Origin of the sequence: Streptomyces venetus, assembly GCF_039540295.1 — a bacterium.
Taxonomy (GTDB): Bacteria; Actinomycetota; Actinomycetes; order Streptomycetales; family Streptomycetaceae; genus Streptomyces; species Streptomyces venetus.
In genome coordinates, this window is sequence record NZ_BAABET010000001.1 from 734397 (window position 1) to 757258 (window position 22862).

At 70.1% G+C, this 22862-nt stretch carries 20 protein-coding genes; 13 read left to right on the forward strand and 7 right to left on the reverse strand.

All coding sequences use genetic code 11. The features are described from left to right. Positions 1–42 precede the first annotated feature (42 nt). The 6 genes from ABEA82_RS03200 to ABEA82_RS03225 all read left to right on the forward strand — a co-directional run bounded on the left by ABEA82_RS03200 (position 43) and on the right by ABEA82_RS03225 (position 9663). Positions 43–1293: a type III PLP-dependent enzyme domain-containing protein gene (locus tag ABEA82_RS03200; protein ID WP_345659781.1), complete on the forward strand. Its 1251-nt coding sequence runs from the start codon at positions 43–45 to the stop codon at positions 1291–1293. 17 nt (positions 1294–1310) lie between these two features. Beyond that, positions 1311–2660, forward strand: coding sequence for a condensation domain-containing protein (locus ABEA82_RS03205; RefSeq protein ID WP_345659782.1), 1350 nt, complete (start codon positions 1311–1313; stop codon positions 2658–2660). Between the two features lie 59 nt (positions 2661–2719). Continuing rightward, positions 2720–6493 (forward strand): ABC transporter ATP-binding protein, encoded by a 3774-nt coding sequence (locus ABEA82_RS03210; protein WP_345659783.1) that lies wholly within the window; start codon positions 2720–2722, stop codon positions 6491–6493. A gap of 18 nt (positions 6494–6511) precedes the next feature. Further along, positions 6512–8017 carry a purine-cytosine permease family protein gene (locus tag ABEA82_RS03215; protein WP_345659784.1) on the forward strand — a complete coding sequence of 502 codons (1506 nt, stop codon included), beginning with the start codon at positions 6512–6514 and terminating at the stop codon, positions 8015–8017. Then, on the forward strand, positions 8014–8622 hold the full coding sequence (locus ABEA82_RS03220) for a cysteine hydrolase family protein (RefSeq protein WP_345659785.1): 609 nt from the start codon (positions 8014–8016) through the stop codon (positions 8620–8622). Before ABEA82_RS03215 ends, ABEA82_RS03220 begins: the two co-directional genes overlap by 4 nt. An 81-nt stretch (positions 8623–8703) precedes the next feature. Then, on the forward strand, positions 8704–9663 hold the full coding sequence (locus ABEA82_RS03225; protein WP_345659786.1) for a D-2-hydroxyacid dehydrogenase family protein: 960 nt from the start codon (positions 8704–8706) through the stop codon (positions 9661–9663). Positions 9664–9832: 169 nt separating this feature from the next. On the opposite strand, the gene ABEA82_RS03230 is transcribed toward ABEA82_RS03225, so the two are convergent. From ABEA82_RS03230 to ABEA82_RS03240, 3 genes are all read right to left on the reverse strand, one after another. Continuing rightward, entirely contained in the window at positions 9833–10108 is a 276-nt protein-coding gene (locus ABEA82_RS03230; RefSeq protein ID WP_345659788.1) for a hypothetical protein, read from the reverse strand. 133 nt (positions 10109–10241) lie between these two features. Next, entirely contained in the window at positions 10242–10505 is a 264-nt protein-coding gene (locus tag ABEA82_RS03235; RefSeq protein ID WP_345659789.1) for a hypothetical protein, read from the reverse strand. Between the two features lie 246 nt (positions 10506–10751). Continuing rightward, positions 10752–11018, reverse strand: a complete 267-nt coding sequence (locus ABEA82_RS03240) for a hypothetical protein (protein WP_345659790.1) — start codon at positions 11016–11018, stop codon at positions 10752–10754. A gap of 229 nt (positions 11019–11247) precedes the next feature. On the opposite strand from ABEA82_RS03240, the gene ABEA82_RS03245 reads away from it, so the two are divergent. Continuing rightward, positions 11248–11601 carry a chaplin gene (locus ABEA82_RS03245; protein ID WP_345659791.1) on the forward strand — a complete coding sequence of 118 codons (354 nt, stop codon included), beginning with the start codon at positions 11248–11250 and terminating at the stop codon, positions 11599–11601. Positions 11602–11667: 66 nt separating this feature from the next. Here ABEA82_RS03245 and ABEA82_RS03250 read toward each other — a convergent pair whose 3' ends face one another. The 4 genes from ABEA82_RS03250 to ABEA82_RS03265 all read right to left on the reverse strand — a co-directional run bounded on the left by ABEA82_RS03250 (position 11668) and on the right by ABEA82_RS03265 (position 14854). After that, the gene (locus tag ABEA82_RS03250) at positions 11668–12534 is read right to left on the reverse strand and encodes a tyrosinase family protein (protein WP_345659792.1); all 867 of its coding nucleotides are present in this window, start codon (positions 12532–12534) and stop codon (positions 11668–11670) included. Next, positions 12518–13021: a tyrosinase family oxidase copper chaperone gene (locus ABEA82_RS03255; RefSeq protein ID WP_345659793.1), complete on the reverse strand. Its 504-nt coding sequence runs from the start codon at positions 13019–13021 to the stop codon at positions 12518–12520. Before ABEA82_RS03255 ends, ABEA82_RS03250 begins: the two co-directional genes overlap by 17 nt. Before the next feature lie 238 nt (positions 13022–13259). After that, positions 13260–13895 carry a hypothetical protein gene (locus ABEA82_RS03260; protein ID WP_345659794.1) on the reverse strand — a complete coding sequence of 212 codons (636 nt, stop codon included), beginning with the start codon at positions 13893–13895 and terminating at the stop codon, positions 13260–13262. Positions 13896–14131: 236 nt separating this feature from the next. After that, on the reverse strand, positions 14132–14854 hold the full coding sequence (locus tag ABEA82_RS03265; protein ID WP_345659795.1) for a hypothetical protein: 723 nt from the start codon (positions 14852–14854) through the stop codon (positions 14132–14134). A 399-nt stretch (positions 14855–15253) separates the two neighbouring features. Here ABEA82_RS03265 and ABEA82_RS03270 point away from each other — a divergent pair, with 399 nt between their 5' ends. From ABEA82_RS03270 to ABEA82_RS03295, 6 genes are read left to right on the forward strand one after another with little or no spacing between them, the layout of a single operon-like run. Beyond that, entirely contained in the window at positions 15254–16339 is a 1086-nt protein-coding gene (locus ABEA82_RS03270) for a DUF3344 domain-containing protein (protein WP_345659796.1), read from the forward strand. Positions 16340–16389: 50 nt separating this feature from the next. Then, positions 16390–17640, forward strand: a complete 1251-nt coding sequence (locus ABEA82_RS03275; protein ID WP_345659797.1) for a glycosyltransferase family 4 protein — start codon at positions 16390–16392, stop codon at positions 17638–17640. After that, complete coding sequence (locus ABEA82_RS03280) at positions 17637–19064, forward strand: exopolysaccharide biosynthesis polyprenyl glycosylphosphotransferase (protein WP_345659798.1); 1428 nt, start codon at positions 17637–17639, stop codon at positions 19062–19064. Before ABEA82_RS03275 ends, ABEA82_RS03280 begins: the two co-directional genes overlap by 4 nt. A gap of 5 nt (positions 19065–19069) precedes the next feature. Further along, the gene (locus tag ABEA82_RS03285) at positions 19070–20410 is read left to right on the forward strand and encodes an O-antigen ligase family protein (protein WP_345659799.1); all 1341 of its coding nucleotides are present in this window, start codon (positions 19070–19072) and stop codon (positions 20408–20410) included. Continuing rightward, the gene (locus ABEA82_RS03290; protein WP_345659800.1) at positions 20407–22113 is read left to right on the forward strand and encodes a lipid II flippase MurJ; all 1707 of its coding nucleotides are present in this window, start codon (positions 20407–20409) and stop codon (positions 22111–22113) included. The genes ABEA82_RS03285 and ABEA82_RS03290 overlap by 4 nt, the downstream gene beginning before the upstream one ends. Beyond that, positions 22097–22861: a polysaccharide deacetylase family protein gene (locus ABEA82_RS03295; RefSeq protein WP_345659801.1), complete on the forward strand. Its 765-nt coding sequence runs from the start codon at positions 22097–22099 to the stop codon at positions 22859–22861. Before ABEA82_RS03290 ends, ABEA82_RS03295 begins: the two co-directional genes overlap by 17 nt. Position 22862 lies beyond the last annotated feature (1 nt).

Sequence of the window (22862 nt, forward strand, 5' to 3'; positions counted from 1 at the left end):
ACGCCGCCGGACGTGACCCTGCGCCCGTGGAAGGAGCTCAGCGTGCCTGACCTCGATGCCATAGCCGACACGTACGGCACACCCGCATACGTGTACGACCTGGATCGGTTGGAGCAGGCATACGGCGACCTCGTAGGCGCGCTCCCCGCGGGCTCTCTCGTCTACTACTCCTTGAAGGCCAATCCGCATCCCGCACTGGTGCGGCGCCTGGGCGGCCTCGGTGCCCGTCTCGAAGTCAGCTCCGCCGGCGAACTGGCTGCCGTCCTGGCCGCCGGGCAGCCTTCCCAGCACGTGCTGTACACCGGACCAGGCAAGACTCCCGCAGAACTCGGCGGGGCCCTGGCAGCGGGCGTACGTCTCTTCTCCGCCGAGTCCTTCGGGGACGTTCGCCGGATCGGTGCTGCGGCCGAACGGCACGGTGTGCACGTCGACTGCCTCCTGCGGGTCAATGCGCCGGACGCGGCCGGCGGCAGCGGGCTCCGCATGACGGGCACTTCGTCGCAGTTCGGCCTCGACTACGAACAGTTGACGGCCGAGTGGCCCGCCTTCCGGGCACCCAGCACCGTGACCGTGCGGGGTTTCCACTTCTTCCCCCTGACCAATGCCCGCGACGAGGCGACCCTGCTGGACGAGATGGCCCAGAGCATCCGGTGCGCGGCAGAGCTGTCTCACAGGCTCGGCATCCCACTGGAGTTACTCGACCTGGGCGGCGGTTTTGCCGCACCGTACGCGGTCCCCGGCCCCCGCCCGCAGTACGCGAGATTGCGGGCAGGACTGGAGGCGGCGCTCGAGAAGTGGCTTCCGGAGCGGGACGAGGGGCGGCCGCTCCTCGCCTTCGAGTCGGGGCGCTACCTGGTGGCCGACTGCGGCACCCTCCTGGCGTCCGTCATCGACGTGAAGGAGAGCAGGGGCCGTACCTTCGCGGTCCTTGACGCCGGCATCAACGCACTCGGCGGGCTGTCAGCGACAGGCCGGCTGCTGCCGGTCAGCGTCGGCCCGGAGGACACCGGACGGCCGGGACCCGCGTCCACCGCCGACCTGGTCGGGCCGCTGTGCACCCCGCTGGATCGGCTGGGACGGCAAGTGAAACTGAACAGTCTCGAACCAGGCGACGTGCTGCGCATTCCGAACACCGGCGCGTACGGCTTGACCGCCAGCCTGCTCGGTTTCCTCAGCCGACCGGTCGCTACCGAAGTGATCGTCTCGTCCGGGCACGTCGAAGAAGCAAGCCGACTGGCCCTCGTGAGGACGACCGAAGACCTGGTGATGCATGCGGCTTCGGCGCACCAGTAGGGCAGGAAAGGGTGGAAATGGACACGATAACGATTCATTTCGAAGGTAAGCGCGACGCGATCGCCCCCCTTACATGGGCACAGCAGAGGACTTCGCGAGGCTCTCGCCTCAAGTACCGGCCGTTCGTACATGTCCAGCCTGTTCCGCCAGGGAAAAGTCTCCACGAAGTCAGCAATGCCGTCAAATGGGCGTTCGAGGAGTTCGAGTCCCTGAGAACGATATTTCCGTTGGATGCCGATGGCAACCCTTATCAAAAGGTTGAAAAAGTCGGATCAGTGGAGATCGCAAAGGTTCCGGCCGGAGAACCTGCCGAGACTGATATTCAGGAGGCAATACACCGCCTTCGAGCGGAACGCTTTGATATCACAACCGAGTTTGGGGCCTTGTTCGCCATAGTGACTTGTGCCGACGTGCCAACGCACCTTATGTGCCTCGTTTCCCACCTTGCAGTCGACGATCAGGGGTGCAGGGCACTGGGAGCGGCGCTCGATGGCTACTTTTCCGGGGAGCGCGACCGGTCATCGGCGCCTCTCGCACAGCCAGTGGACCGAGCACAGCTAGAGCAGTCGCCGAAGTGGCAAGAAAGGAGCGCTCGCTCCCTCGAATACTGGAAGTCGGTTCTGGAAAAGCTTCCGCAGGACGGCGATCGTGCAGCAGTGATGGACTCCTACGCACTGAGGGCTGCTGTTTCCGTCCTGTCGAAGAAGTATGCAATGAGCACATCCACTCTCTACCTGGCCGCTGTTTCAGTGGTTACCGGCGCACTCTTGGGGCGGAGCAAGTCCTCCTTCATACTGCCGGCTGCCAACCGCCTGAACCAGGAAGAACGTTCATTCGTCGGTGAGCTTGTGCAATTCGCCCCTGGAGTACTGGAATCGCTCAACGCCCCTTTCGAGACAATAGTCAGTGATGCCTGGAAAACAAGCCTCAAGGGTTACAGATCCAGTCGCTACGATGAGCAGGCCCTTCAACTGATGCTCACGGACCTCGACGAAGACAGAGAAAGCAAAAGAGCTTTCGACCTGTCATTCAACGACATGAGGAATTCTACGGAAACGGAAGGGGGGAACGACTGCGAGACAGCAAGCGACATCCACAATCTCACGAAACTGACGAAAATCGAATCGCGCGCACGCGCATACCGAGGCGGGACTCGTTTTCTGTCCTTCGGTCTCCGAGGTGACGGCGACGAAACACTCTCGATCACTGTTCACGACTCATACTTCCCAGAGTTTCCTGTCCAGCGCATTTTGCTCGCAATCGAGGCTCTGGCGGTCGGGGCAGCCATGGGGGACGCGGAACCTCTTAATCACCCCTTGCGATTCGCGAGGGCTTACCTGACGTCTCGAAACGCGACAGTCCATTGAGAGCCGCGCCAGGATGGGTCCGGCGCCTGCGGGCTCATATGCTCCGGCACCGCAAGACGATGATGCTCTCACTGCTCGGCGCGGTACTCGGCAGCACCTGCATGATCACCACGCCGCTGGTCGTGCGGCAGATCATCGACGGCGTCATACTCACCCACGGGTCGGCGTTGTGGCCATGGCTGGCCCTGGTACTGGCGCTCGGCACCGCTACGGTCAGCTTCGAATTCCTCCGCCGTCTGTCCGGTGCTCGCCTTGCCCTTGAAGTCGAGTGCGACCTGCGGAATGCCATGCACGACCGCCTTCAGTCCATGGACGCGGGGAATCTCGACCGCATGCCGACGGGCCAGCTCGTCGGGCGGGCCAATTCCGATACCGCCCTGGTCCAGGGACTGCTCAACTACTTCCCGTTCCTGAGCAGCGACGCCCTGCGGGTGGTGCTGTCGGTCGGGGTGATGCTCTTCCTGTCCCCCTTGCTGGCTGTCGTCAGTATCGCCATCGTGCCCATCGTGCTCGCTGTCTCCTACAGGATGCGCTGGAAGGTGTTCCCCGCCACGTGGGACGCCCAGCAGCGCGTGGGCGACGTCGTCCAGATCGTCGACGAGGATCTCAACGGCGTTCGGGTCGTCAAGGCTTTCGGCCAGGAGGAGCAGGAACTCAAGCGGCTCACCGAGGCGTCGCGGGCCCTCTACGGTTCGCAGATGCGGCTGGTTCGACTGCAGGCCCGTTACCAGCCGGTCTTGCAGGCTGTTCCGGTCTTCGGGCAGGTCGCCATCCTGGCCCTGGGCGGCTGGATGGCACTGCGCCACGAGATCACGGTGGGCACATTCCTGGCCTTCTCCACCTACGTCGCCCAACTCGTTCCCCCCGCCGGCCGATTGGCCCGTCTCCCCGTCATCGCGCAGCAGGCCAGGGCCGGTGCCGAGCGCATCTTCCAGCTCATCGACATGCGCCCCGCCATCGCCGACGCGCCCGACGCGACAGAACTGCCCACTCTCCGCGGCGAGATCACCTTCTCCGGTGTTCACCTCTCCTACGAAGCAGGCGCCAAGGTGCTGCGCGGCCTCGACCTGCACATCCCGGCCGGGTCACGTGTCGCCATCGTCGGCCCGAGCGGGAGCGGCAAGTCGACCGCGGTGGCGCTGGTGTCGCGCATCCATGACCCGCAGCAGGGTGCTGTGCTCGTGGACGGCCATGACGTACGGGACGTGACGCTGCGCTCCCTGCGCAGCCAGGTCGGCGTGGCGTTCGAGGAGAGCTTCCTCTTCTCCGTTTCCGTTCGGGACAACATCGCCTACGGGCGCCCTGGCGCCAGTGACGCCGACATCGAGCGGGCGGCACGCGCCGCGGGGGCTCACGACTTCATCATGGAGCTGCCCCGTGGCTACGACACCGTGGTGGGCGAGCGGGGACAGAGCCTGTCGGGCGGGCAGCGTCAACGGGTGGCCCTGGCCCGGACGCTGCTGTACGACCCCAGGGTCCTGATCCTCGACGACGCGACCAGCGCGGTGGACGCCTCCACCGAGGCTGCCATCCACGACGCCCTGCGCGAGGTGATGGCCGGGCGGACCACGATCCTGGTCGCGCACCGCCGCTCGACCCTGCACCTCGCGGACCAGATCGTCGTCATGCACCACGGCCGAGTCGTCGACACCGGCACCCACGACGAGCTGATGGAGCGCAACGCCCTCTACCGGACACTGCTCGACGGGAAACTCGGCGGGGACGCTGCCGACGGCGGGAGCGAGGCCCTGGCATCCCCTTCCGCCCCCGCCACGACCGTCACCACGGGCACGACCGCCACCACGGGCACGACCGCCACGGCGTCGAACGAGCAGCGGCAGCCCGGCCAGGGCGACGGCGGCCGTGGCCGGCGCGGCAGCGTGGACGTTCCTCCCGAACTGCTGGGCCGCGTGGCGGCACTCAAGCCGGTACGCGACATTCCGGCCGTCGACCTCGAGTCCGAGTCACGCCGGGACCCCTCGTTCGGCCTGGGCCGGCTCCTCTCGGAGTTCCGCCGCCCGCTCCTGCTGGGCCTGCTCCTGGTCGTCCTCGACACGGTCGCCTCGCTGATCGGCCCGTACCTGATCAAGAACGGCATCAACAGCGGCGTGACGGCCGGGTCCGAGGTCGCCCTGTTCACCGCATCGGGCATCTACCTAGGGGTGGCCCTGGCCGGCATGATCGATGAGATCGGCGGCACGTTCGTGACCGGTAAGGCCGCCCAGCGCATCATGCTCTCCCTGCGGATCCGGATCTGGGCCCAGTTGCAGCGGCTGTCCCTCGACTACTACGAGGGCGAGATGGCCGGGCGGACCATGACTCGGATGACCACCGACGTCAATCAGTTCGAGTCGCTGATCGAGAACGGCGTGCTGTCCGCGATCGTCTCGCTGGTCACTTTCGCCGGCGTGGGTGCAGCGCTGTTCGTGCTCAACCCCGAACTGGCGGCTGCCGTACTTCTCGTCGTCCTACCGCTCGTCCTGGCGACCGTGCTGTACCGGCGACGAGGCACCCTTCTCTACGACCAGGCCAGGGAACGGATCGCCGCCGTCAACGCCGACTTCCAGGAGAGTCTGTCCGGGGTTCGCGAAGCGCAGGCCTTCGTCCACGAGGAGGTCACGAAGGCCCGGTACCGCCGACTCGGCCGCGACTACATCGTCGCCCGGCTCTCGGCCCAACGGCTGATGCTTGCTTATTTCCTGTTCGTGCAGTTCCTCCCGGACGCCGCCGTTGTCGTCGTCCTGGGCCTGGGAGCCGGGATGGTCACGTCCGGGCACCTCACCGTGGGCGCACTGATCGCGTTCGTCCTCTACGTCGACCTGCTCTTCTCACCCGTCCAACAGCTTTCGCAGGTCTTCGACTCGTGGCAGCAGACCCGGATTTCGGTGAACCGCATCGCTGACCTCATGAAGAGGGACACGCTCACCCCGAATTCCGAGTGCCCCAAGGAAACGGGGCGGCTGTCCGGTGAAGTGGTCTTCGACGACGTGCACTTCTCCTACCTGAACAGTCGCCAGGGCCCCGGCGCCCCGGCGACCGAGCCATCCGAGGCGTTGCGCGGCGTCAGCCTGCGTATCGCGGCCGGCGAGACGGTCGCGCTCGTCGGCGAGACAGGCGCGGGCAAGTCGACGATCATGAAACTGGTGGCACGGTTCTACGATCCGAGCGGGGGCGCCATCCGTGTTGATGGGCATGACCTCCGAGAACTCGACCTGCTGTCGTACCGGCGCCGGCTCGGCTACGTGCCGCAAGAAGCCTTCCTGTTCACCGGGTCGGTCCGCGACAACATCGCCTACGGTCGGCCCGGCGCCGGCGATGCCGAGGTCGAGGCGGCGGCACGGGCGGTCGGTGCCCACGACTTCATCGCCGGGCTGCCCGGCGGCTATCTGCACGAGCTGGCCGAACGTGGCCGGTCCCTGTCGGCCGGGCAGCGCCAGCTCATCGCACTGGCCAGGGCCGAGCTGGTCGATCCCGTCCTGCTCTTGCTGGACGAGGCCACCTCCAACCTCGACCTCGCCACCGAGGCTCGGGTCGCAGCGGCGATGCGGCGCGTCTCGCACGGCAGGACCACGATCGTGATCGCACACCGCCTGCAGACGGCTCGGACCGCGGACCGGATCGTCGTACTCGACGGCGGCCGGATCATCGAGACCGGGCCGCACGAGGAGTTGCTCGCCGAGGGCGGAAAGTACGCCTCGATGTGGGAGGCGTTCGAGACGGCCGGCCACGCCAGAGCGCATTCCGCCCGAGAATATTCCGTTCTGGCGTGGAGCCGGCCGCGGCGGAGCGCCCGTCAACCCCGAACAGACGCAGCTTCAGCTGAACATCCCTAGACAGGCAGGTCGGCAACGATGAAATCTCGCGGCAGCAGAACCGGCGGTGTCCCCGGCAGGCAGCGTCTCCAAGTGGAGACGCACGGTCTCGACGTGATCGGGGACGCCGAACGCAAGGGCACGCCACGCACACTGTTCTGGCCCTGGTTCGGGGCCAACGTCAGTGTTCTGGGGCTCAGTTACGGTGCATTCGCGCTGGGCTTCGGCATCTCCTTCTGGCAGGCGCTGGTGGCCGGCTGGCTCGGCATCGTGCTGTCCTTCCTGCTCTGCGGGTTGACCGCGACGGCGGGCAAGCGCGGCTCCGCGCCGACGATGGTGCTCAGCCGCGCCGCGTACGGCGTCCGCGGCAACCGGCTGCCCTCGGCGATCTCATGGGTACTGACCGTCGGCTGGGAGATCGTGCTCGTCTCCCTCGCCACCATGGCCACTGCCACCGTCTTCGACCGGCTGGGCTGGGGCGACGGCAGTGGGACCAAGGTGGTCGCCCTGGTCCTGATCAGCGTGGTGACCGTGGTCGGCGGGGTCATGGGCTTCGACTTGATCATGCGCTTGCAGACGGTGATCACCGTGGTGACCGGTGTGCTCACCGTCGTCTACATCGCGCTGGTGGCCGAACACATCCACTGGCACAGCGTCAGCGCCGTACCGGCCGGTTCCACGCAGGAGTTCATCGGCGCCCTGGTCTTCATGATGACCGGCTTCGGCCTCGGCTGGGTCAACACCGCCGCGGACTACTCCCGCTACCTTCCGCGCTCCACCGCCGGCAGGGGTGTCATCGGCTGGACCACCTTCGGCGGCTCGGTGGCGCCCGTCCTCCTGCTGGTGTTCGGCCTCCTGCTGGCCGGTTCCTCCGACGACCTCAGCAAGGCCATCGGCCTCGACCCCATCGGCGCGCTGGCCACGATCCTGCCCCAGTGGTTCCTGGTCCCCTTCGCTGTGGTCGCCGTCCTCGGCCTGGTCGGTGGCGCGGTGCTCGACATCTACTCCTCCGGCCTGGCCCTGCTGGCCGCCGGTCTGCGGGTGCCGCGTCACGTGGCCGCGCTCGTCGACGGCATCCTGATGGTCGCCGGTTCGGTCTACATCGTGTTCTTCACCGACAACTTCCTCGGCCAGTTCATCGGCTTCCTCACCACCTTGGGCGTCCCGGTCGCCGCCTGGTGCGGGATCATGCTGGCCGACCTGGCGATGCGCCGCCGCGACTACGACGAGGCCGACCTGTTCCGCGCCGGCGGGCGGTACGGCGACGTCCCCCTGCGACCGCTGCTGCTCACACTGGTCGCGTCCTGGCTGGGCTGGGGACTGGTCACCAACGCGGCCGCGAGCTGGCTGGAGTGGCAGGGCTATCTGCTCGGGCCGCTGGGCCTCGGTGGGAAGTCGGGCCCGTGGGCGTACGCGAACCTGGGCGTGCTGGCGGCGCTCGTGCTGGGCTTCCTCGGCACACTGGCCTTGGGCAGCGGGCGGATACGGGCGCAGGAACTGCAGGCGCCGAGCCCGGAGGCGACGGAGGAAGCGCTGACCGGATGAGCACGGACGACGTACAGGAAGTCCGGCCGGACGGTGTGTCACGCGGGCTGTTGGCCGTCATCGACATGCAACGCGTGTTCGCCGAGCCCGACAGCCCCTGGGCCACCCCCCGCTTCGGCGAAGCAGCCGAGGGAATACGACGCCTGCTGCCCGTCTTCGGGGAGCACGTCACCTTCACCCGGTTCGTCGCGCCCGGCAAACCCGTCGGCAGCTGGCAGGCGTATTACGAGCAGTGGCCCTTCGCGTTGCAGCCGCCGGACGCCTCCCTGTGGGAGCTGACGGACGAGTTCGCGGCTCTGGCCCGGGACTCGATGGACGCGACCACCTTCGGCAAGTGGACTCCCGAGCTGGCCGAGCGTGTCGGCCGCGGCGGACGGCTGGTGCTGACCGGGGTCAGTACGGACTGCTGCGTGCTGTCGACGGCGCTGGCCGCCGCAGACGCCGGCGTGGAGGTGATCGTGGTCGCCGATGCGTGCGCGGGAGCGGACGACGCTTCGCATGCCACAGCGCTTCGGGTGATGGACCTGTACCGGCCGTTGATCCGGGTCGTCACGTCGGACGAGGTTCTCACCAGGAGCGACCTCGGTGCCGGCGCCCCGTCATGACCGGCATCCGCCTCCCTCGGTGAGGGGCGGAGTCCCGCATAGAGTCGGTCTCCGGACCAAGGGCCGTGGAGAGGAAGCGACGTGCGGCTGCGCTGTGCTGTGCTGGACGATTTTCAGAGGGTGGCGACCCAGGTCGCCGACTGGTCGCCGATCACGGGTGAGGTGGAGGTCGTCTCCTTCGACACCCATCTGGACGGCGAGGACGCCCTCGCCGCGGCCCTGGCCGACTTCGACATCGTGGTGACCCTGCGCGAGCGCGTGTCCTTCCCCGGGTCGCTGATCGCCCGCCTGCCCCGGCTGAAACTGATCGTCGCCTCCGGCATGCGCAACTCGGTCATCGACTACACGGCCGCCGAGGAGCACGGCGTCACGGTGTGCGGCACGGCCAGTTCCTCCACCCCTCCCGTGGAACTGACCTGGGCGCTGCTGCTCGGCCTGGCCCGCGGCCTCGTGGCGGAGAGCAACGCCCTGCGCTCCGGCGGCCCCTGGCAGTCCACCGTCGGCGCCGACCTGCACGGCCGCCGCCTCGGGCTGCTCGGCCTCGGGAAGATCGGCAGCCGAGTGGCCCGGATCGGCCTCGCCTTCGGTATGCACGTCAGCGCGTGGAGCCAGAACCTCACCGAGGAGCGCACCGCCGAGCTCGGTGTCGAACTCGCCCCCTCCCGGGAGGACCTCCTCGCGAGCAGCGACTTCGTCTCGGTTCATCTCGCGCTGAGCGACCGTACCCGCGGGCTGCTCGGCCCCGCCCAACTCGCCCTCCTCAAGCCGACCGCGTACCTGATCAACACCTCGCGGGCGGCCATCGTCGACCAGGAGGCCCTGCTCGCCGCGCTGCACGAGGGCCGGATCGCCGGCGCCGGCGTCGACGTCTTCGACATCGAGCCGCTACCCGCCGGCCACCCGATGCGCACGGCGCCCCGTCTCCTCGCCACGCCCCACCTCGGCTACGTGTCCCGGGCCAACTACACGACGTACTACGGCCAGGCGGTCGAGGACATCCGCGCGTACCTCGCGGGCGCGCCCGTACGACGGCTGCCCTGACAGGCCGTTCCGTGCCTGACCGTCGGGCGCCGCGTGCGAGCAGCAGCAGCGGGCCCCGGCGCACGCAAATGGCCGGGACCCGGTATCGGGCCCCGGCCATTCCTGACCGTCGGGTGGACTGACGCGACAGCTGCCGACGTGCACACAGACGCCTCGGCCGCCTCCGAAGTCAGGACTCCTTGCCACCGATGACGACACTGCTGTTGCAGCCCGTGCTTGAACAACTCTGCGCCTGGCTCGCAACGACGTGGACGGTTCCGTTTCCGTCGCGGTACACGGCCTGGTGCACGCAGCGAACGTTCCCCTTGCCATCATCGACGCACTTGCCGGATCCGTTGGAACCGCCGGAGCCGTCAAGGGCGACAGCCTGGCCGGCCCCGGCGCCGAGGAGAGCAACGCCCCACAGGACTCCCGCTACGACCGCGATCCTCTTTGAGTTCGGCATGTCCATACTCCTTTACGTCGGTTCCCCGGGGTGGACGACGGGGACCTTCGAGAACTTGCATCGGCAAAAGCCAGGGGCGGGCCCCGGGTCCCGAAACATCGTTCGAGTCTCAAGGCCCGCCCGGATCACCTGTTCAGTGACCGCTGCCAAGACCAAAGGCGTTGGTGCAGGACACCGACTTGGTCTGGTCGACCGGCTGGTTCGCCAGGATGTCCAGGACCTGGACGTTGATACGGCCGACGTTCAGGACGCCCGACTGGCTCTCGTTGCCGCACGAGTTGGACTGCGTGGTGTCCACCTCGAGCGACCCGTCGCCGGCCTGGCTGACGCCGGCGCCGAGGAAGGTGACGGTGCCGAGCGCGGCCACGACGACCGCGGCCTTCTGGAACTTGCGCATTACCTCTCCGTTTCTTACGTCGCACACGGTCCGTGATGAACCGCCTACCGACAGTGTTAAACCTAGGAGAGGTTCGCGGCTTTTGACAGGCGAAACGCCGAGTCGCGCCATTTTCTTGAAATGCCCGCGAGAGGGCCCGCGGAGCCGCCGGCGGCCGGTGGGTCCGCACAACGGCGAGCGGGCCCCGGCCTCCGGACACGTGGTCCGGACGCCGGGGCCCGCTCAGATCACCTGGTCAGCGTCGGTTCACTTACCGATGCCGAAGGCGTTGCCACAGGTCACCGAGGTGCTCTGGTCGACAGGCTGGTTCGCCAGGATGTCCAGGATCTGGACGTTGGCGCGACCGATGTTCAGAACGCCCGACTGCGACTCGTTGCCACAGGCGTTGCTCTGGACGCTGTCGATGTCCACGTTCGGCTTGTCCCCACCGTAGGCCTGGCTGACGCCAGCACCGAGGAAGCTGACGCTGCCGAGCATGGCCGCGACGACCGCGGCCTTCTGGTACTTGCGCATTACTTCTCCGTTTCCTTCAGTTGACACGATCCGTGAGGGATCGGTCACTTACAGTCGCCAACCGTAGACGATTTTTGCTGACTTTCACAGACAAAACACGCACACGCGCAACTTTCATGAAAAAACCATCGTTCGGACGGCCGTGACCGGCCCCCGGCCGTCGCGTTGAAGGGGCAGTGCGGTCGCGCGTTCCGCTGCCGCACTCTTCCGAGTCACTAAGGAGAACGTGATGTCTCGCATCGCGAAGGTTGGCGCTGTCGCACTGGGCACGGGCGCCATGGTGCTCAGCGGAGCCGGTCTGGCCTCGGCGGACGCCGACGCCAAGGCTGCGGCGATCGGCTCGCCCGGCCTCCTGTCCGGCAACGTGGTCCAGGTCCCGATCCACGTGCCGATCAACGTGTGCGGAAACACCGTCACCGTGATCGGCGCACTCAACAAGGCTTCCGGCAACGTCTGCAAGAACGGCGAGGACGAGAAGGACCACAAGAAGGACCACCACAAGAAGGCCGCCCACAAGAAGGCCGACAAGAAGGCCGACAAGAAGGCCGACAAGAAGAAGGCCCTCCACCAGCACGGCCGCTGACCCTGCCGTCCCGCACGAGAGCCCCGGCGCACCACAGCGCCGGGGCTCTCGTGCGGCCTCGTGACCTCACGCGTAGCGGTAGAGGTGGCTGACGTCCTCCAGCTCGTCCGGCGTCACGTCCCACGGCGGCAGTGTCTGGTGCCGTGCCACGATCCGGGCGTGCTGCTGATCGTCTCGCCCCGGCGGTGTGGCGGGCAGGTAGCGTGACATGCGGTGACGCAGTTGCCAGCGGTGCCACTGCAGGTCCACGAAGGCATGGTGCAGCCAGAAGACCGGGTCGTTGACGGAGGCCCCGGTGAGCATCGTCCCGCCGACCCAGCGGTGCACCCGGTTGTGGTTGCGCCAGGAGGTGGCGCCTCGGCCGCCTCCCCAGCCTTCCAGCTTGTTGCGGAACCCGCGCGTGACCGTCGAGTTCCAGGGCGCCACGTCGTACACCGGATCCTTGAGTGCCCACTCCAGGTCGCTCTTCGTGGGCAGGCCGATCGGGGCGCCGCGGCGGCCGAGGTCGCGGGTGAGGAACTCCTCGTCGGTCACGCCTGTCGTGATGGTCCAGTTGCCCTCTCGGTGGGCGAACGGACCGGTCATCACCTGGTGGTCGGACCGGCGCCCGTTGCCGCCGAGCAGGTCGGCCGTCCATGGTGCGGACGTGGTCCCGCGGTCGCGCGTCCAGTCCCAGTAAGGCAGTGTCACCGAGGAATCCACCCGGCGCAGCGCGTGCTCCAGGTCGAGCAGGAACCGGCGGTGCCAGGGCAGGAACGAGGGCGCCATGTGTGCGGCGCGCAGCCCGTGCTCACCGTCCGCGGAGAAGTACTCGACGTGCGTCCGCACGAACTCGTCGTACTCGCCCCGCCGTTTGACCTCCAGCAGCGCCTTGACGAAACGGCGCCGCTCGGCCTTGGTGAGCGTGGCGGCGTCCTTACGTACGTACGCCACACCGGCCCCCGGTGTGCGCGTGCCCCACGGCTGCGTGGCCCCGGGCCGGCTCGCGCAGTCGCCGGCCGGGGCCGAGCTGGTCGACGGCGGCGCGGGCGGCCTCGAGCGGTGACCGGTAGGAGCAGTAGTGGTCGACCATGCTCAGCCAGGTCCCGTCGGCCCGGCGCATCAGGTGCAGGGGGCGGCCGTCCACCAGGACCTGCCACCGGCCGGCCTCGGCCGTACCGGGCTCGGGGATCCACACACCACGAATGCGGTGGCCGCGGTAGGTCTGGTCGAAGTGGGTGTCGAGCGCCGCGCTCCCGGACCCCGGGCCGGGGCGTCGAGGTCGGGAGGAGGTGACGAACGGGGCCGTGACCGCGGCGAGTGCGCCCGCGGCCAGAGCGCGCGCCGTATCTCGCCGTGTCGCTCGTTCTGTTCTGGGCCGCGGCGGGCCCGGTGCCGCACCTGCGGAGTCGACCGATACCGCGCCGATGTCGACGACCATGATTCGCTCCCCGTCCGTTCGGTTGCACTGGCCGTAACCGTGGAACGGCGGGGGCGGTTACCGCCGCGCGACCATTGCGGTGACACGGGGGCCAGCAGGGATGAGGAGGGACGAGAAAGGACGGGGAAGGACAAGGGCGACGAGGGACACCGCGGTCGCCGCATCGGGCGGGGCACATGCGGAGGCGGCCCCCAGAATCACTGGGGACCGCCTCCTGGCCGGTGGATCTCGGCCCTACCTACAGCCACAGGTTGCCGTGCGCCGGCTTGGCCCCGTTCAGCGCGTCCACGGCCTCCTTGGCCGTGGGGAGCAGCGCGGCGGGGCCCTCGGCGGTCACGCCGAGCGGGACGCGCGTGGTCAGGTCGCCGCTGATGCTGCTGGCCGCCAGGTCGCGGACACGGCGGCCCTCCGGAGCCGAGGACTCCTGCTCCTGAGCGGGACGGGGGTCCGGCGCCTGCTGCGGAGCAGGAGTCTGGTACGAGGCGGCCTGCGGGGCGGGCGCCTGCTGCTGCGGAGCGGCCTGCGGAGCCGGGGCCTGCTGCGGAGCAGGAGCCTGGTACGAGGCGGCCTGCGGAGCGGGCGCCTGCGACTGCGCCTGCTGCTGCGGAGCGGCCTGCGGAGCCGGGGCCTGCTGCGGAGCAGGAGCCTGGTAAGAGGCGGCCTGCGGAGCGGGCGCCTGCGACTGCGCCTGCTGCTGCGGAGCGGCCTGCGGAGCCGACGCGTAGTACGGAGCACTCTGAGCAGCCGGCGCCTGGTCGGGGGCGCTGTATCCGGTCGGCGCCTGCTCAGGAGCGTTGTGGGCGAACGCGGGAGTCGCGGAACCGGCGGCGATCAAGGACCCGGCAAAGACGGCGGCAGCCTTCAGAGACTTCATCGTGTTCCTTTCTTCGGCAACGCACGTCGCCGGAGGGGTTTCTGTCGCCGTGCCTAACGAGCCCTGGCCTGGGCGGAAACCAAGAACCCGAAGATTGCCGATACCTCATACGAGATCTATAAAAAGACCGGAGTCGAGGCGGGAAAGGAACCGGAGGAAATTCGAGGACGGACAGGAGGAACGACAGTCGTGGCACCGCTCCCCGAGGTCGGCACCACGACTGGACGGTCCGGGGATCAAGAAGCCGACGGCGCGGGCGGGGTGAGCAGGGGGAGCTCCGGGAGTTCCGGTAGCTCGGGGAGCTCCGGCACGGCGGGGTACGTGACGGCCTCAGGAGTCAGGGCCGAGGATGTGTCGGCCGACTCGCTCGACGACGTCGACGTGGTGGACTCGACCTGAGGCAGCAGGGCGCTTCCGACCAGTGTGGAGAGGAGGCCGTCGACCCCGCCCAGCAGTTCGTCGGCCGTGGGAAGGACATCGCCGACGCCGGAGGTGACCGTCTCCAGGAGGCCGTCGACAGCCCCCAGTACAAGCTCCAGCAGGTCGCTCACGGGGTCGGCGGCGCGCGGCTGGGGCGAGACGGGCATCACGGCGGGCGGGACGGGAGCCGGCAGCAGCACGACCGTCGACGTGTCCGGGTTCTCCGTGTCCCTGGCGGCCGCCTCGGTCAGGGCGGCCTTTGCGGCGGCTCCCAGCTTCGCGGCCTCGGCGTCGGACAGTCGGCCGTCGCCGTCCCGGAGCACGGCGTTCAGCAGATCGGCCACCGGGGTGAGCTCGCCCCAGTGGAGTGTCCCGATCTTCGCGAGACGCGCGTCCGCGCCGGAAAGCCGGGCGTCGGGGGCCACATGGCCGTACCCGCGGGCCGAGTCGGCCGCCATGGCGACGGGGCCGGTGATCCCGACCAGAAGGGCGGCGCAGAGTGCGCTGGAGGCGATGCGCCGTGCGGGCAGGGCACACATGGGTTTTCCTTTCGACGGCGTTGGATCTTGATCCCACCGTGAAAGCGCCCGGGGCTTCCCGCAACTGTTCATACGCTTTTAGGGATTCCCCATTGCCCCTTTTGCCGCGTCCAGCCTGATCAGACGGTATGTCAGGACGCCTCCCCCCGGCTCTCGCCCGAGCGATGCGCCGGCTTCCCCCGTGCGGGGGTCCCGATCGGCGCCGGGGTTGACGGTCGGAATCGGCAACCACATGCGCTTTCACGATTCCGACACACTTGTCAGACTTCACCGAATTTCTTCGACTATGTCCGATTCATGACTAGAGTTGCGAACCGCCCGACGCCCTCCCCAGCGCGGACACATCGCTCTCGTGGCGCTGCTGCCACGGCCACCTGTCCCGAAAGGCAACAAACGGTCATGCGTCATTCCCTGGGCCCGCTGTTCCGCCGCGCGACCGTGGGCGTCCTCGCCCTTGCCGCCGTGTGGGCAGCGGGCGGTTCTCCGGCCGCCGCGCCGGCCGCCGCACCCTCACCGGAGGCCGAGAGCCTCGACTTCGGCGAGCGGTACCGCGCACTGCAGCACGGCAGCATCGTACGCGCGGCCAACGCCTCGATCACCTGCCGCGCGACCCATCGGCCGGCGTGTCCGGACGCGCAGACGGGCGGGGCCGGTGCGAACGGCGACTTCGACATGTTCTACGTCGACGTCGACCGCGACCCCAACACCTACAACTCCTCCCGCGGGGAGGTCCGCCTGCCCAGCGGCTCCCGGGTGTCGTACGCGCGCCTCTACTGGGGCGGCAACCTGCGCGCCGGCGAACAGAAGCCGCCGGAGGACAACGGGCGTGTGCTGGTCGCCGAACCCGGCGGCGAGTACAAGGAACTGATCGCCGACACCGTGGTCGGACACCGCGTGCTGGACGGCATGGACGCCTTCCAGGCCTCGGCGGACGTCACGCGGCTGGTGCGGGAAGGCGGCCCGGGCCTGTACACCGTGGCGCAGATCAACATCGCCATGGGCAACTCACCGGCCGGCACCTGGGGCGGCTGGACGCTCGTGGTGGCCTACGAGAGAGCCGAGGAGCCGCTGCGGCACCTCTCGCTCTGGGACGGCTTCACCCCGCTGAACTCCGGGACCGAGACGATCCAGCTGACCGACCTGGGCTTCCCCGCCGGCGCGGGAGGCCGCGCGGGGCTGGTGGCGTACAACGGCGACCGCGGCACCGGCGGCGACTCGTTCACCATGACGACCGGCAGGTCCGAGTACGCGCTCAGCAACGCGGCCAATCCCCAGCACGACGTGCTGAACTCCACCATCAGCGAGCCCGGGGAGGACGCGGCACGTGTGCCCTCGCACTCCAACACCCTCGGCTACGACTCCGACGTGTTCGACCTCGGACGAGGCCTTGAACACGCGGACGACCAGGTGACCTTCCGGATCCGTTCCGAGCGGGACGGGGCATGGGCCGGCGTGCTCTTCGCCTCCGTCGACGCACGGCGGTGAGTCCGACGCCGCCCGCCCCGAACGCCATCGCGAGCGAGGAATCCGCGTACATGCCTCCGTCATCGACCGCCCCTCTCCCCAGAGTCCTGCACCTCACCCAACCCGTGGACGGCGGCGTCGCACGCGTCGTGACGGACCTTGTCCGGGCCCAGCTGTCGGACGGCCTGGACGTCACGGTGGCCTGCCCCGACAGCGCGCTCACCACGAAACTGCGCACGCTCGGCGCGCGCGTACGGCACTGGCACGCCACACGGTCGCCGGGGGCGTCGCTGTTCAGGGAGGTACGGCACCTGGCACAGGTGATCGACGAGGTACGTCCCGATCTGGTGCACGCGCACAGCGCCAAGGCGGGACTCGCCGGACGGCTCGCGGTGCGCGGGCGGATCCCGACGGTCTTCCAGCCGCACGCCTGGTCGTTCGAGGCGGTCGGCGGCGGCACCGCGGCCCTGGCGCTGATGTGGGAACGCTGGGGGGCGCGATGGGCCTCACGCGTGCTGTGCGTGAGTGAGGCCGAGCGCGCGACCGGCATGGGCGCCAGGATCACCGGCCGGTGGACCGTCGTCCCCAACGGCATCGACCCGGAGCGCTTCCGCCCCGCCGCCGCCGGCACCGTACGGGCCGGGCTCGCACCGCTCGCCGGCATCCACCCGGCCGCACCGCTCGCCGTGTGCGTGGGGCGGCTGTGCCGGCAGAAGGGGCAGGACGTCCTGCTGCGGGCCTGGGAATCCGTCGTGCGGCAGGTGCCCGACGCCCGCCTCGTCCTGGTCGGTGACGGGCCCGACCTCGACCGGCTTCGCGAAGGCGCCCCGGCTTCCGTGGTGTTCACGGGAGCCGTCGCCGACGCCTCCCCCTGGTACCAGGCCGCCGACCTCGTCATCCTGCCGTCCCGCTGGGAGGGCATGGCCCTCGCGCCGCTGGAGGCGATGGCCTGCGGGCGGCCCGTGGTGGTCACGGACGTCGACGGCGCCCGCGAGAGCCTGCCCCCCTCCATCACCTCCAGGTGCCTGGTCCCGCCGGAGAACGCGACGGCACTGGCCGGGGCCGTCACCGAGTTGCTGGTCGACCCGCTGCTGCGCGAGACGCTCGGCAACCAGGGCCGCCGGCACGTGCTGTCCACCCACGACGTGCGGCACACCGCCGAAGCCGTCTCGGACGTCTACCGCGACCTGCTCGGCCCGTGGACGGCCGCCCTCCCCGGCGCTGAGCACGGTCAGCCGCTCGACACCGGACGTGGCGCCGAGACGAACCGGACAACGCAGCGCGTCGAGCCCACCGAGTACAGGGAGTCCATCCACTCGTGACCGCCGAACGCACCGTGCCCTCCCCCGGCGTACCGCCGCGGGAGCACGGATCCTCACCCGTCACGGTCATGCCGCCACGCGGCACCGCCACCGGCCCCCGGCTGTCCGCCCCGCGGACCCCGGACCGGCCCGCCTCACCCGTCCCCCTGCTCGTCGCGGACGGCGTCGCCGCCCTGGCGGGCCTGCCGGTGCTCACCGAGACCCAGCGCCATCCCCTGCTGGTCACCCTGCTGATCGTCGCCGCGCTGCTGCTGCGCCGGCGCGACGGACGGCCGCCGGTACCGGGGCTGCTGGAGGAAGTGCCCGCCGTGTGCGGGCGTATCGCGGTGACCTGGCTGGCACTCGCGGCGCTGCTGGCGGCGTACCGGCCGGAGCACGCGCTGTCCCTCGGGACCGTGCTGACGGGCCTCGCCCTGCACGCCGCGGCCTGCTGTGCGCTGCGCGGAGCCGTGCACGCGCGGCGCCGCGGCGCGCTGCTGCGCCACCCGCACACCGCACTCGTCCTCGGCCCGGTCGCCACCGCCCAGCGCGTGGCGGCCGCCGTGCTGCGTCACCCGCGGTGCGGCGTGCGGCCGGTGGGCATCGTCGCCGAGCAGCCGGAGGGCACCGAGACCCTGCCGGTGCTGACGAACGACGAGGAGGTCGAGCGCGCGGTCATCCAGAACGGGGTGCGGGCCGTGCTGGCCGTGCACCCCTCGGTACGTACCGAACAGGAGCCGCTGCTGCGGGCGCTGGCCGAGTCGGGCTGCGTGGTCTGGGAGGTCGACGCCGACACACCCTCGTACGCCACGCGGGAGCGGCTCGCCGGGTTCTCCTGCCGGCGTCTGGACATGTCCCCGGCCCGACGGGACAGCGTGGGCAAGCGAAGCCTCGACATCCTGGTGTCGGGGACGCTGTTGTTGCTGCTCAGCCCCTTGCTGCTGGCCTTCGCCGCGGCGCTGCGGCTCAGCGACGGGCCGGGCGTGGTGTTCCGTCAGGAGCGCATCGGCAAGGGCGGCAAGCCGTTCACGCTGCTGAAGTTCCGTACCCACCGCCCGGTCGACGAGCACGAGTCGGCGACCCGGTGGAGCGTGGCGAACGAGAACGAGATGCGCTGGTTCTGCCGGATGCTGCGGCGCACCTCGCTCGACGAACTGCTCCAGCTGTGGAACGTGCTCCGGGGCGACATGAGCCTGGTCGGACCCCGGCCCGAACGCCCCTACTTCGTCGACCGGTTCGGCCAGACCTACCCCGGCTACTCGGTCCGGCACCGCATGCGGACCGGCATCACCGGCCTGGCCCAGGTCCACGGGCTGCGCGGCGACACCTCGATCGAGGACCGCTGCCGGTTCGACAACGCCTACATCGACGACTGGTCCCTGTGGCAGGACATCTGCATCCTGCTGCGCACCGCGGCCACGGTGGTACGTCCGACGGGGAGCTGACTGAGGTGAGCCTCGCACTGACGCCGCTCCCCCGCCGCGTCGCCGCACTGACACCGGCCCTGCCCGTGGTGGCCGTGCCCGCCCTGCTGGCCCTGCCGGTGATGCCGGAGGGCGCGGGTCCCGCCGACGTGATCTCCGGGCTCGTGGTGGTGTACTGCGTGATCCGTCTGCTGCGTGAACGACGGCGTCCGCTGTCGCCCGTCGCGGCCGTGGTTCTCGGCCTGCCGGTCGTGGGGCTGGCGCTCGCCGCCATGGGGGCGTTCTCGCCCGAGGCCGGGCTCACCGGCCTCGGGCGCTATCTGCAGACGTTCGTTCTCGTTCCCGCTGCCGTGCTGCTGCTGCTCCGCGACCGGGCCGGCTTCCGGATGGTGGCCTGGTCCTTCGTGGGGCTCGGCCTGTGTCAGGGGGCCGTCGGCGTGCACCAGTTCGTCACCCGGACCGGTGCCTCGTACCAGGGCGCGAACATCCGGGCGGTGGGCACCTTCGGGGCGCACGACGTGATGGGCATGGCGACGGCGGTCTCGCTCGGCCTGGTCTGCGCGGTCGGAATCGCGCTGGGCCGGTTGTCCCTGCGGCAGCGCGTGGTCGCCGCCGGGTGCGCCCTGGTCCTGTTGCTGCCGCTGGCGCTCTCCTTCAGCCGGGGCGCCTGGATCGCGACCGTCCTGACGTGCACGATGCAACTGGTGCTGGCCGGGTGGCGGCGCGCCCTCAAGGTGGCCGGGGCGGCGGTCGCGGCCGGCGTGATCCTGGTGGGCGGGTTCGGCGTGGGTTCGGCGCTGCTTCAGCAGCGGATCGACAGCATCGCCCAGGTCGCCGACGCGCCCGACCAGTCCGTCGTCGACCGGTACACCCTGTGGGCCGCGGCCACCGACATCTGGCGTCAGCACCCGCTGACCGGTGTCGGGCTGAAGGGCTTCCCCGAGTACCGGGACGGACACGCCACGCTGGCGCTGTCCTCGGGCAGCGAGACCGACGGCGCGGGCATGGTGTACCAGAGGCAGCCGCTGCTGTCTCCGCACAACATGTATCTGCTGGTGCTGAGCGAGCAGGGCCTGATCGGGCTGCTCGGGCTCGCCGGGAGCTGGCTGGCGCTGCTGGTGTGCGGGATGCGGCGGCTGCTGCGCGTCCGCGCCCGCGGACCGGGACTCGACTGCGGGCTCGCCGCCTGCGGACTGCTGGTCTGGCTGCTGACGGACTTCGTCTACGGGGACATCGGCGGTCCCGCGACCGTGCTGATCGCCGTGAGCATGGGGCTCGTGGCGTGGTGGGCGCTGGCCGGCGAGCCCCGTGCGGACGCGCCCCGGGCCGAGGTGCGGGAGCCCGCCGAGGAGGCTCTGGCGCGATGACGGTGGTGCCATCGAAGTCCCCCGGGCCCGAGACGGACGACGCGGCGACCGTGCCCCCGGCGCGGGCCGCCACCAAGGCGGCGGACAGTGCCGAACCGGTCTCTGCGTCGGCCTCGGCCCCGGTCTCCGGGCGTTTTCTGGCCAGGGCCGCGCTCGTCACGGCGTCGCTGTCCATCGCCGGTTCCCTGCTCGGCCTGGTGCGCGACCAGTCGCTGGCCCGGCTGTTCGGGGCCGGGAGCGACACGGACGCCTTCCTGGTGGCGTGGACCGTGCCGGAGTTCGCCGCCACGCTGCTCATCGAGGACGGGCTGGCGATCGCGCTGATCCCGGCGTTCAGCATGGCGCTGGCCCGCCGGGCCCGGGGTGCCGCGGGCGATCCGGTGCGGGCCCTGGTCGGCGCGACCCTGCCGCGGCTGTGCCTCGCCCTCGCCGCGGTGGCCGCGCTGGTCGCCGGTACCGCTCCCCTCCTGGTCCGGGCCCTCGCCCCGGGCCTGCCCGATCCCGGGCTGGCCGCCGACTGCACCCGGATCACCGCGACCTGTGTGCTGGCCTTCGGTCTCGCCGGGTACTGCAGTGCCGCCCTGCGGGCCCACCGCTGCTTCCTGGCGCCCGCGGCGATCTACGTCGCCTACAACACCGGCATCATCGGCGCGATGTTCCTGTTCGGCGCGGACTGGGGCGTGCGCTCCGCCGCGGTCGGGGTGGCGGCGGGCGGCTGTCTGATGGTGGCGGTGCAACTGCCGTCGCTGTGGCGGCGGCTGGCGTCGCGCACCCAGCCCCTCGCCGGTGCCGGGACCGACACCGAGGGGCAGCCGATGCAGCTCGCCCTCGTCGCCGCCGTGCTCCTGTTCGCCCTGTGCCGCCAGTCGCAGGTCCTCGCCGAACGGTTCCTCGCCTCCGGCCTGCCCTCCGGCGCCATCTCGCACCTGAACTACGCGCAGAAGGTCGCCCAGATCCCGATGACGCTGTCGCTGATGGTGTGCACCGTCACCTTCCCGGTGGTGGCGCGGGCCCTCGCGGACGGCGACACCGAGCGGGCCCGCAGCCGCGTGGAGCGGGATCTGGCGCTCGCCGCCTGTCTGGTGCTGCTGGGCATGTGCGCGGTGATCGCCTGTGCCCCGCAGATGGTCGAACTGCTCTTCCAGCGGGGTGCGTTCAGCGCGAGCGACACCGCGGCGACGGCGGACGTGATGCGCGTGTACGCCCTCGGGCTGCTGGGCCAGACCCTGGTGGGCGCCCTCGTGCGCTCCTACTTCTCGGCGGGCCGGGCCGTCTGGTACCCCCTCGGCGCGATGACGGCCGGCATCACCGTGACGTTCTCGATCGGCGCCGTGAGCGTGCACTCCTGGGGCGTGGCGGGCATCGCCGCCGCCAACGCCGTCGGCATCACCGTCACGGCCGCCCTGCTGCTCGCCGGGCTGCGTACGGGCCGGCGGAACAGTCCGTACGGCGTCTCGGTCCGTGTCCGGCAGGTGCTGACCGAGCTGGGCCGGCTGGTGTGCGCGGCGGTCGTCGCCACGGCCGCGGGGGCGTACGCGGCCGGCCGGATGCCGTCCCCGGCGGCGGGCCTGGTGGCCGGCCTGCTGACCGTGACCCTCGTCTTCGTCCCGCTCACCTGGGCCTTCGGTGCCCAGGGCTCCGCGTCCGCCCTGCGCTCCCTACGCGCCGTCACACGAAGGCTTCCACATGGCCGTTTCCGTTGATTCCCCCGACACCGGCAGACCCCCGGCCCCGCGCCGGGGCCCGGTGCCCTGGGTGGCGATGTACCACTCGGTGGGCGACTGCTCCGACGACCCGTACCGCATCACGGTCACGCCCGAGCGGCTCGACCGGCAGCTGGCCTGGCTGCGCCGGCGCGGGCTGCGGGGCGTGTCCGTGACCGAGCTGCTCGCCGCGCGCGCCCGGGGCGAGGGGCGGGACCTGGTCGGGCTGACCTTCGACGACGGGTACACCGACTTCGTCACCGAGGCCCTGCCGCGCCTGCGCCGCTGGAACTGCGGCGCGACCCTCTTCGTGCTGCCCGGGCGGCTCGGTGGCGAGAACGCCTGGGACCCGCTCGGCCCGCGCAAGCCGCTGCTGACCGCGGACGGCATCCGGAGCGCGGCGGCCGAGGGCGTGGAGATCGGCTCGCACGGGCTGACGCACGTCGACCTCACCAAGGCGGACGACCTCACCCTGAAGGCCGAGGTCGCCGAGAGCCGGGCGCGGCTGGAGGAGCTGACGGGTGCTCCGGTCGAGGGGTTCTGCTACCCGTACGGCACGATCGACGCCCGTGCCGTCGCGGCCGTACGGGACGCGGGGTACGGCTACGCCTGCGCCATCGACCCCGGGCCGCTGACCGGTCCGCACGCCCTGCCGCGCGTGTACGTCGGCCAGGAGGACACGGCCTGGCGCCTGCAGCTCAAGTATTGGCTGCACCGGCTGCGGCGGCGTCCGGTGGAGGGCCTGTGAG

What these genes read in the sequence shown, in the direction of transcription:
- ABEA82_RS03230 (WP_345659788.1), bottom strand. Translation starts at nt 10,108, where the DNA reads ATGCCGAACTCAAAGAGGATCGCGGTCGTAGCGGGAGTCCTGTGGGGC.
- ABEA82_RS03240 (WP_345659790.1), bottom strand. Translation starts at nt 11,018, where the DNA reads ATGCGCAAGTACCAGAAGGCCGCGGTCGTCGCGGCCATGCTCGGCAGC.
- ABEA82_RS03205 (WP_345659782.1), top strand. Translation starts at nt 1,311, where the DNA reads ATGGACACGATAACGATTCATTTCGAAGGTAAGCGCGACGCGATCGCC.
- ABEA82_RS03265 (WP_345659795.1), bottom strand. Translation starts at nt 14,854, where the DNA reads ATGTGTGCCCTGCCCGCACGGCGCATCGCCTCCAGCGCACTCTGCGCC.
- ABEA82_RS03295 (WP_345659801.1), top strand. Translation starts at nt 22,097, where the DNA reads ATGGCCGTTTCCGTTGATTCCCCCGACACCGGCAGACCCCCGGCCCCG.
- ABEA82_RS03215 (WP_345659784.1), top strand. Translation starts at nt 6,512, where the DNA reads ATGAAATCTCGCGGCAGCAGAACCGGCGGTGTCCCCGGCAGGCAGCGT.
- ABEA82_RS03235 (WP_345659789.1), bottom strand. Translation starts at nt 10,505, where the DNA reads ATGCGCAAGTTCCAGAAGGCCGCGGTCGTCGTGGCCGCGCTCGGCACC.
- ABEA82_RS03290 (WP_345659800.1), top strand. Translation starts at nt 20,407, where the DNA reads ATGACGGTGGTGCCATCGAAGTCCCCCGGGCCCGAGACGGACGACGCG.
- ABEA82_RS03260 (WP_345659794.1), bottom strand. Translation starts at nt 13,895, where the DNA reads ATGAAGTCTCTGAAGGCTGCCGCCGTCTTTGCCGGGTCCTTGATCGCC.
- ABEA82_RS03210 (WP_345659783.1), top strand. Translation starts at nt 2,720, where the DNA reads ATGATGCTCTCACTGCTCGGCGCGGTACTCGGCAGCACCTGCATGATC.
- ABEA82_RS03245 (WP_345659791.1), top strand. Translation starts at nt 11,248, where the DNA reads ATGTCTCGCATCGCGAAGGTTGGCGCTGTCGCACTGGGCACGGGCGCC.
- ABEA82_RS03220 (WP_345659785.1), top strand. Translation starts at nt 8,014, where the DNA reads ATGAGCACGGACGACGTACAGGAAGTCCGGCCGGACGGTGTGTCACGC.
- ABEA82_RS03255 (WP_345659793.1), bottom strand. Translation starts at nt 13,021, where the DNA reads ATGGTCGTCGACATCGGCGCGGTATCGGTCGACTCCGCAGGTGCGGCA.
- ABEA82_RS03270 (WP_345659796.1), top strand. Translation starts at nt 15,254, where the DNA reads ATGCGTCATTCCCTGGGCCCGCTGTTCCGCCGCGCGACCGTGGGCGTC.
- ABEA82_RS03275 (WP_345659797.1), top strand. Translation starts at nt 16,390, where the DNA reads ATGCCTCCGTCATCGACCGCCCCTCTCCCCAGAGTCCTGCACCTCACC.